Genomic DNA, 8,749 nt, shown 5'->3' with positions numbered 1-8,749 from the left:
TGATTCGCTTCGCTCAATTTCCTCTGTTGGCGGCGTTTCCGAGAACCGCTAACCCTGTCGGGTCTAACGGGAGTCCCCACGCCGCTTTTTTGATGGTCAATCTTTAACTGTTTTTTAAAATTCCTATAAATCAACCAATCGGCTTAGTACGAGAAGCAAGCCGTGCTTTTCCTGCTGCCGCCCAATCTTGTAAAAATTGAATTTGTTCCTGTGCTGTGCGGGCAAGGGGAATAATTTGACTGGCTGCTTCGATAATATCATCGGTGCTAAAATCGCGATTTTGACTGAAGCCAATGTGCATTGCTTCAATCAGGGTTTGTTCAATTTCTGCCCCTGAAAAATCCGGTATTTCGTAAGCCAATCGTTCCAAATCGTAGTGTTGTAAATTATGAGGGCGCAGGCGCAATAAATGTACTGCTAAAATTGCTTTGCGTTCTTCTTGAGAAGGTAAACCTACAAAAAATATTTCATCAAATCGCCCTTTTCTCAACATTTCTGGTGGTAAAGTTTGAATATTATTCGCCGTTGCTACAACAAATACTGGCGATCGCTTTTCTGCCAGCCAATTAATAAAAGTACCAAAGACGCGGCTGGTAGTACCAGAATCGCCTTTACCGTCAAATCCTGCAAAACCCTTATCGATTTCATCTATCCAGAGAATGCAAGGGGATAGGGCTTCAGCAAGAGTTATCATTTGCCTAGTGCGAGACTCAGATTCTCCCACCAAACCGCCAAATAAGCGCCCCACATCCAAACGTAGGAGGGGAAGGTGCCAATGGTGTGCGATCGCCTTAGCCGTGAGAGATTTACCGGTGCCTTGAATGCCAACCAATAATAACCCCCGAGGGTGAGGTAATCCATACTCCCGCGCTTTATCACTAAAAGCACCACCCCGCCGCAACAGCCACTCCTTTAAGTTATCCAATCCCCCAATATCAGAAATTTGTTCCCTCGCTGGGTAAAAATCAAGGATTTGAGTTTGGCGAATAGATTGGCGTTTTTCTTCGAGGACTAATTCTACATCTTCCAACTCTATTTTTCCCCGAGCCGCGATCGCCCTTGCCAACACCCGCCGAATTCGCTCTAAAGAGAGTCCCCGTGCCGATCGCGTCAGTTCGTCTAAAAGATTTTCACTTAAAGTTTGCCCAGTAGAGCCTAATAAACGTTGAATTTCAGTCTTAATTTCTTCCCCGGTAGGCAAAGGAAAATCAAGAATAATAAAGACTTCCGTTAATTCAGGAGGAATAGTAATATCTGGAGAAATAATGACAATATTTTTCGGTTGGGACTTCAATTTTCGCGCTAAATTGCGTAACTTCCTGGAGATAGAAACATCCTCTAAAAAGCGCTGAAAATCCCGTAGGATGAAGATAACAGGAGAAGCATCGGGGAGTTGTTCGATGAATTCTAACGCCTGTAGGGGATTGCGGCGACCCAATCCGGCATTGTTAGGATTATCTTGATAGCCTTCGACAAAATCCCAAATATAAACGGCGCGATTTCCCGATCGCTTTGCCGATGCCGCGATCGCCCTTTCCACTCGTTCTTCTTCCGGGGTAGGAATATAAATAAGAGGATAGCAGGCTCGCAATAGTAATTCAAATTCGTCTCGAAAACTCATAGTTTAGACGCGATCGACGGAATTGAGCCATTATATCAAATCCGGTTGATTGGCCAGCAACGACCCCTCTCAACTAATTCTCAAATAGGGCGATCGCAATTTTGCGAATTATGAACCGATCACTGATAATTGAAAAGTTGATAATCGATCATTAGTCTTTAAACAATGTCAAACCAAAAAACCGATCGCGCTTGGTGGTATGGATGCGTAATTTATGAAATTTATATCCGCAGTTTTTACGATAGTAACGGCGATGGAGTCGGAGATATACAAGGAATTACCAAAAAGTTAGATTATTTGGCCTCTCTTCCCATTGACGCAATTTGGATTACCCCCTTCTTTAAATCCCCCATGAAGGATTTTGGCTACGATATCTCAGATTACTATGCCGTCGATCCCTTATTTGGTGAGATTGAGGATTTTGAAGAGATGATTGAAAAAGCTCATGCTTTGAACTTGAAAGTGATTATCGATCAAGTCTGGAGTCATACTTCCGATACCTATTCTTGGTTTATAGAAAGTCAATCCGACCGAGATAATCCCAAAGCAGACTGGTATGTTTGGTCCGATGCCAAAGCAGATGGCAGTCCGCCGAATAATTGGCTGTCGGTTTTTGGCGGTACGGCATGGGAATGGAACGAATCTCGCCAACAATATTATTTACATAATTTTCTCAAATGTCAACCGGATCTGAATTGGCATAACCTGAATGTGGTGCGAGAAATCATGCAGGTGGCAGAATTTTGGTTAGAGAAAGGTGTTGATGGATTTCGCCTTGATGTTTGCAACTATTATATGCACGACCCTAGTAAGTTAGATAATCCTTCTCGTACTGAAGGGATGCCCATTCAAGACGGTGTTTCTCCTCTCAATCCCTATGCAAATTTTATTAATCTCCACAATATCAATCAGGTGCAAAATATTAAATCCCTGCGACGGATTCGTAAGGTTCTTAATAAATATCCTGGCACAATCTCTTTGGGAGAAATTGCTGCTGCCGAAGATCCCATGCGTCAAACTGTCGAATATATTCGCGGTGATAAACGGCTCCACACTGCCTATAATAGCTCCCTACTTGTCAATGAAAAATTAACCCCCGAATTGGTTGCTTCAGCACAAGAAGAACTCTCTTTGCATCTTGAAGATGATGAGGAAGAGATGATTTGTTTGACCATGAGTACCCATGATTTTCCCCGAGCGCGATCGCGTTGGCAACCCCAAAATCCAGAGACAATTCCCGCTTTTGAAAAATGGCTGGTTACTTTACTCGCCTGTTTGCGAGGCATTATCTGTTTCTATCAAGGAGAAGAATTAGGACTGACTGAAAGCGAGATCCCCCAAGAGGAAATGCAAGATCCCTTGGGAAGTAACTTTCCTTCTTACTTTGCTGGGCGAGATGGCTGTCGTACTCCCATACCTTGGGAAACTGAAAAAGCCAATTGGGGTTTCACTGATGCCGTCACCCCTTGGATTCGAGTTGATGAAAACTTTAATTCCTTAGCTGTGGATGTTCAAGAAGAAAATCCCGATTCCTTACTTCACTATTTTCGCAAACTACTGCGGTGGCGCAACCGACAGCCGGCGATGAAATATGGTGATTTTGACCCCATCGAAGTTGGCAGAGATGTACTTTCTTTTATTCGCAAAGTTCGCGATCAACGCTTGCTGTGCGTGTTTAATTTTGCCGAAGAAACTCAAGCCTATTTGGTCTCTTGTCGCTATGGAAAACCCGTTATGAGTTCCGGTGTTACTAGCTTTGAAGTCACCAATTTGGGCAACGGCGATCGCACTATTGAGATGGAGGCATTTGGGTTTGCTATCTTTGAGCGGGAATTTTAGTGTTGTAGGAGGGCGATCGCGCCCTCGAAGGGCATTAAAGGAAGGGTTTCCCCTACCATTGCGGAATCCTTCTCCGGATGGGTAGAGAGCAAAATTTGCCCAAGGCGATCGGCAAATTCAGGGAGGCTGAAACTTTTACTTTGTGGGGACATATTTAAAAGAATTAAAAGTTGTTCCTCATCGGTTTGTCGTGTGTAAGCTAAAACTTGTTCGTCTTTGCCGATTAAAGTGAGAGTACCTTGTCTTAGGGAGGGGCGATCGCGTCGCAGTTGGATCAGTTGCTTGTAATAATTCAAGATCGAGTCAGGGTCTTGGCCTTGGACTGCAACATTGCGATGGAGATAATCAGGAGCAATTTTATACCAAGGTGTTCCCTCGGTAAATCCGGCATTCGTTTGCTCATTCCACTGCATGGGGGTGCGACATCCATCCCGGCCTTTGTATTCCGGCCAGCGCAGTCGTCCTCGGGGATCCTGCACTTCGTCTAGGCGATCGGGGGGAGTGTCCACCATGCCCAATTCTTCCCCATAGTAGATAAAGGGAATGCCCCGGAGGGTGAGCAAAAAAGTGGCTAATAATTTGGCAATGCGATCGCTGCGATCGGGAGTACCATAGCGCGTGGTCGATCGCGGGAAATCGTGATTGCTTAAAACAACCGTTGTGGGTAATCCTGCCAAGTTTTCCTCAAAGTCTTGAATCTTCTCGCGGAAGGCGACGGCACTTAAGCTAGGGACGGTACTGAGGAGAAAATTAAAGGGTAACTGCAATTCATTATCTTCTTGACCATAAAACTCGCGAATATCTTGAGTAGTTGGCACCCAAATTTCTCCAATTAATAAGGGGTCTTGGGGATGATTGGTTTTGATATGCTGACGCATCTGTTGCAGAAGCGGATGATTATCGGGATGATTGATCGTGTGAACGGGTAATTGATTGAATTGAAAGATATTGCGTAAATATTCTGGAAGTTCTTCCACAATGGGGTTATCTCTCAATTCTGGGTCTTCTACTAAATAATTAATGGCATCCAAGCGCAAACCCGCAACCCCTTGATTTAACCAAAAATCGCAGATCGCAAACATTTCTTCAATCACTTTAGGATTGCGCCAGTTGAGGTCTGGTTGCTGGATATAGTGAAAATGATAGTAATATTGCTGGGTTTCTTCATCATAGGTCCAACAGGAAGGCTCGAAACCCTCCCAATTATTGGGGGGACTGCCATCGGGTTTGGGGTCTTGCCAAATATACCAATCTCGTTTAGGTGAATTGCGCGATCGCCGCGACTCGATAAAGAGAGGATGTTCGTCGGAGGTGTGATTGAGGATGATATCAACAATAATTTTCAGATTGCGGCGATCGGCTTCCCGCACAAGTTCTTGGAAATCGGCGAGGGTCCCGTAACGGGGATCGACGGCGGTATGATTGCTAATATCGTAGCCAAAGTCTACGTGGGGGGATTCATAAAAAGGGCAGACCCAAAGGGCATCAACCCCCAAATCTTGCAGGTAGTCTAAGCGATCGATTAAACCTCTCAAGTCGCCGATGCCATCTCCATTTGAGTCTTGAAAGCTGCGTAAGTAGATTTCGTAAAAAATGGCTTCGTGCCACCAGTTTGATTGATGTTCCATTGCAATCGAAAATTATTAATTATCAATTCACAATTATCAATCAATTATCAACAATTATCAACAATTATCAATGGGGAACTCGATCTCAAACCCCTGCAAAGTTGAGTTTTAGCAGAATACTCTGCCTTAAAAAACTTGCATCAATGCAAGGGCGCGATCGCCTCACCCTAACAGATTTTCTTGCGGCTGAATAAAGCAGTTAGCCCGAAAACCATCAACATCGCCAATAAGATTAACGGATCTGGAACGAGAGGATCTTTAATCTGATAAGAAGGCTGACAGGGACGGGTTGTACAGGTTATTAAGTCAATTTGAATGGTATTTTCACGGAGAAACATTTTCTTAAATGGGTAGATTTATGATAAACTCTTGTTTTGATCATGCCATTAATCTCTAAGTAAGGAAATACAGAAAATACTGATAAATTTTGTCGATCTGCCAACAAACCGCGTAAAGCCAATCAATCTACCGAATATTTGTTATTAAATCAATACTTTAGCGCGGCGATCGCTCTATTTTTTCATTAAAAAATGTAATTACAATCATTACTGCTCATTATGACGGCTCGATCTACTTCTGCGAAATGTAAATATACTGTTTGGCAAGATCCAGAACTTGCGAAAACCTTTCTCGAAGGGATAAGAGGGGCAATTCCCCTTGCTGCCGAACAAATTGATATGATCTTAAGAATCGTTGCGATGACTCAACCTCGAGTTGAAAGTTTTTTAGATTTAGGCTGTGGAGATGGTATTTTAGGGCGATCGCTATACCAATCTTATCCCGATTCCCGAGGCATTTTTCTCGATTTTTCCGCAACAATGTTAACAACAGCGAAAGCAAATTTTGCGGGAATTTCAGAGAATTTTCGGTTTGTTGCAGAAGATTTTGGGGCGGAATATTGGCGCGATCGCCTCATCCCAGAGATGAGTGCATTAAATCTTACTCATTTTGATGTCATCGTTTCCGGGTTTGCCATCCACCACCAAAGCGATGACCAAAAACGAGCTATTTACCAAGATATATTTTCTCTCCTCAAACCAGGGGGATTATTTCTCAATCTAGAGCATATTTCCTCGCGATCGCAATGGGAAGAACAGTGTTTTAACGAATTATTTATTGATTCTCTCTATCGTTTTCATCAGGCCAAAGGCAGCCAAAACACAAAAGAAGAAATTGCTCAGAAATTCTACCATAGAGATGACAAAAATGCAAACATTTTAGCACCAATGGAAACCCAATGTCAGTGGTTGACAGAAATCGGATTTATTGATGTCGATTGTTTTCTAAAAATCTTTGAAATCGCCTTATTTGGGGGATTAAAACCGACTTAAAATGTTTAATTATAGCTAAAGAAGGGAGAGAAATATTTAATTTCTCCTCCTTCTTATTTTCAGAATTTATGCTTCCGAAATTTCTTCAGCTTCGACGGCTACCGTCCCTATAATCAACACTTCTTGACGAACGCAACCCCCTGCAAAGGCAGCGTACCAAGTATCGCTGATGGTTTTATAAAACTGGGTAATGGTAACAGTTTGACCGCTATAGGGAAGCGCGATCGCATCTCCTGCTTTTAAACCATCGTGTTCTAAGATTGGTGTCGCCTTGCGCGGTTTAGGAACCGTGTTAGGTTTACTGGGAACAGAAATAGAGGGTTTGACGGGAACAGAACTGGATGGCTTCGGTGTAGAATCTAGAGATTTAGGAGGAATAGACGCTTTAGACTCAGATTGGGGGCGAGATTTTGGCCGCATTAAAGCAGGTTTGTTGGATGGATTCATGGGACTCGCAGCTAAACAGTATATACAAAAATATTTTACATCTCCTTCCTTTTAAGATCGGGAAGAAGATGCAGGCTAATCACTCCCATTCTATTGTTCCTGGGGGTTTAGAGGTAATATCGTAAACAACGCGATTTACTCCTTTAACTTCATTAACAATGCGGTTGGAAATTGTTTCGAGGAGGTCGTAAGGCACCCGCGACCAGTCTGCCGTCATGCCGTCTTCACTGGAGACGAAACGCAAAACGATAGGATGGGCATAAGTGCGGCGATCGCCCATAACTCCGACGCTGCGAAGGGGTAAAAGAACAGCAAAGGCCTGCCAGAAGTCGTTGTATGTGCCTTGTTTTTGGATTTCATCTCGCACCACAAAATCCGCATCCCGCAAGATATTCAAGCGTTCGGCGGTAACTTCGCCGATAATGCGAATGGCTAAACCGGGACCTGGGAAAGGATGGCGACGAATGATTTCTGAGGGTAAACCGATCGCGGTACCGACTTTGCGGACTTCATCTTTGAAGAGTTTTCGCAGGGGTTCAATTAGTTTGAATTGCAGGTCTTTGGGTAATCCGCCAACATTATGATGGCTTTTGATTTTTACCGCCACTCGTTCCCCTGTTTTTGGATCGACATTAGTATCGGCAGATTCAATTACGTCGGGATAAAGAGTCCCTTGCGCTAAATAATCAAAGGGTCCAAGGCGTTTGGATTCTTCTTCAAAAACGTGAATAAATTCGTGACCGATGCGACGACGCTTTTCTTCGGGATCCGTGATGCCGACGAGTTGAGCCAGAAAACGCTCTCGGGCGCTCACATATTCTACAGAAATATGAAATTGATTGTCAAAAAGTTCGATCAGTCGTTCCGGTTCTCCCTTCCGCATAAAGCCTTGATCGATGAACATACAGGTGAGGCGATCGCCGATGGCTTCGTGCATCAAAAAGGCAAGGGTGGAGGAGTCTACCCCCCCAGAAAGGGCAAGTAGAACTCGTTTATCCCCGACTTTGGCACGAATTTCGCGAATGGATTCCTCGACAAAGGCTTCTGTGGTCCAAGTGGGTTCGCAGTCGCAAATGTGATAGACAAAATTGCGAATCAGTGCCTGTCCATAGTTGGAATGTACGACCTCGGGGTGAAATTGTACGCCATAGAGGTGTTTTGTGTGGTGGGCGATCGCGGCACGGGGTGTATTATCAGTATGTGCCAAAATGGAGAATCCCTCGGGCAATTGTGTACAGGAGTCGCCGTGACTCATCCACATGGTAGAGTTATCTTCAACGTTGGTGAGTAAATCCGTGGGATCGTCGATACAGAGAGAGGCTTTCCCATATTCTGCATTTTTGGCCCGTTCGACATTTCCTCCCAACTGCTTCACCATTAATTGCATCCCATAACAAACCCCGAGAATGGGAATTCCCAATTCCCAAATAGCGGGATCGCATTGAGGGGCAAAATCATCATAAACGGAACTGGGTCCTCCCGATAAGATAATCCCTTTCGGGTTGAGTTTTGCGAGATGTTCGGCGGTGGTACGATAAGAGAGAACTTCTGAATATACTTGCGTTTCTCGAATGCGTCGGGCGATAAGTTCGGAATATTGCGAACCAAAATCCAAAATCGCAATTATTTGGCGATTGATGCTTACTTCTAAGGACTTTTCTGGTAAAATCTCTAGGGTTGTGGGGGTTTTGATTTGAGTGGTCATCGAAAAATTGGGTAGAAACCCCGTCCTTATAGGACGGCTTTATATTAGTTTCGCTACCGCCTTGGAGTTGTTTAATTAGGATGCTTTTGTATTGCACTTTTAACAGGACAATTACTGTATCTAATTAAACAACCCTGTACGCATAGCGGTTTTGCTCTTTCGAGCCTCCTATTTCTAG

General features: G+C 44.0%; 7 protein-coding genes. 2 read left to right on the top strand and 5 right to left on the bottom strand.

Annotated elements, in window-relative coordinates; genetic code table 11:
* Positions 1 to 130: 130 nt before the first annotated feature.
* Entirely contained in the window at positions 131 to 1,621 is a 1,491-nt protein-coding gene (locus tag JUI58_RS16735; protein WP_204104943.1) for an AAA family ATPase, read from the bottom strand.
* A 165-nt stretch (positions 1,622 to 1,786) separates the two neighbouring features.
* Between JUI58_RS16735 and JUI58_RS16730 the strand changes: the two genes are divergently transcribed.
* Positions 1,787 to 3,460, top strand: coding sequence for an alpha-glucosidase (locus JUI58_RS16730; protein WP_204104942.1), 1,674 nt, complete (start codon positions 1,787 to 1,789; stop codon positions 3,458 to 3,460).
* Here JUI58_RS16730 and JUI58_RS16725 read toward each other — a convergent pair.
* Entirely contained in the window at positions 3,457 to 5,088 is a 1,632-nt protein-coding gene (locus tag JUI58_RS16725; RefSeq protein ID WP_204104941.1) for an alpha-glucosidase, read from the bottom strand. The two genes, JUI58_RS16730 and JUI58_RS16725, sit on opposite strands and share 4 nt — an antisense overlap.
* Before the next feature lie 167 nt (positions 5,089 to 5,255).
* A complete protein-coding gene (locus tag JUI58_RS16720; RefSeq protein ID WP_204104940.1) occupies positions 5,256 to 5,426 on the bottom strand; it encodes a hypothetical protein in 171 nt (56 codons plus the stop codon).
* Positions 5,427 to 5,645: 219 nt separating this feature from the next.
* On the opposite strand from JUI58_RS16720, the gene JUI58_RS16715 reads away from it, so the two are divergent.
* Positions 5,646 to 6,419, top strand: a complete 774-nt coding sequence (locus JUI58_RS16715) for a class I SAM-dependent methyltransferase (RefSeq protein WP_204104939.1) — start codon at positions 5,646 to 5,648, stop codon at positions 6,417 to 6,419.
* Positions 6,420 to 6,485: 66 nt separating this feature from the next.
* On the opposite strand, the gene JUI58_RS16710 is transcribed toward JUI58_RS16715, so the two are convergent.
* A complete protein-coding gene (locus JUI58_RS16710; protein ID WP_204104938.1) occupies positions 6,486 to 6,866 on the bottom strand; it encodes a hypothetical protein in 381 nt (126 codons plus the stop codon).
* 79 nt (positions 6,867 to 6,945) lie between these two features.
* Entirely contained in the window at positions 6,946 to 8,571 is a 1,626-nt protein-coding gene (guaA, locus tag JUI58_RS16705) for a glutamine-hydrolyzing GMP synthase (protein ID WP_204104937.1), read from the bottom strand.
* Positions 8,572 to 8,749 lie beyond the last annotated feature (178 nt).

It is taken from the genome of Spirulina sp. CCY15215 (genome assembly GCF_016888125.1).
GTDB lineage: Bacteria > Cyanobacteriota > Cyanobacteriia > Cyanobacteriales > Spirulinaceae > CCY15215.
This window is presented reverse-complemented; position numbering and strand designations above follow the sequence as displayed.

Excerpts from the sequence above, each read along its gene's own strand:
- guaA (WP_204104937.1), bottom strand. The coding sequence starts at position 8,571 with ATGACCACTCAAATCAAAACCCCCACAACCCTAGAGATTTTACCAGAA.
- JUI58_RS16715 (WP_204104939.1), top strand. The coding sequence starts at position 5,646 with ATGACGGCTCGATCTACTTCTGCGAAATGTAAATATACTGTTTGGCAA.
- JUI58_RS16720 (WP_204104940.1), bottom strand. The coding sequence starts at position 5,426 with ATGTTTCTCCGTGAAAATACCATTCAAATTGACTTAATAACCTGTACA.
- JUI58_RS16725 (WP_204104941.1), bottom strand. The coding sequence starts at position 5,088 with ATGGAACATCAATCAAACTGGTGGCACGAAGCCATTTTTTACGAAATC.
- JUI58_RS16735 (WP_204104943.1), bottom strand. The coding sequence starts at position 1,621 with ATGAGTTTTCGAGACGAATTTGAATTACTATTGCGAGCCTGCTATCCT.
- JUI58_RS16710 (WP_204104938.1), bottom strand. The coding sequence starts at position 6,866 with ATGAATCCATCCAACAAACCTGCTTTAATGCGGCCAAAATCTCGCCCC.
- JUI58_RS16730 (WP_204104942.1), top strand. The coding sequence starts at position 1,787 with ATGTCAAACCAAAAAACCGATCGCGCTTGGTGGTATGGATGCGTAATT.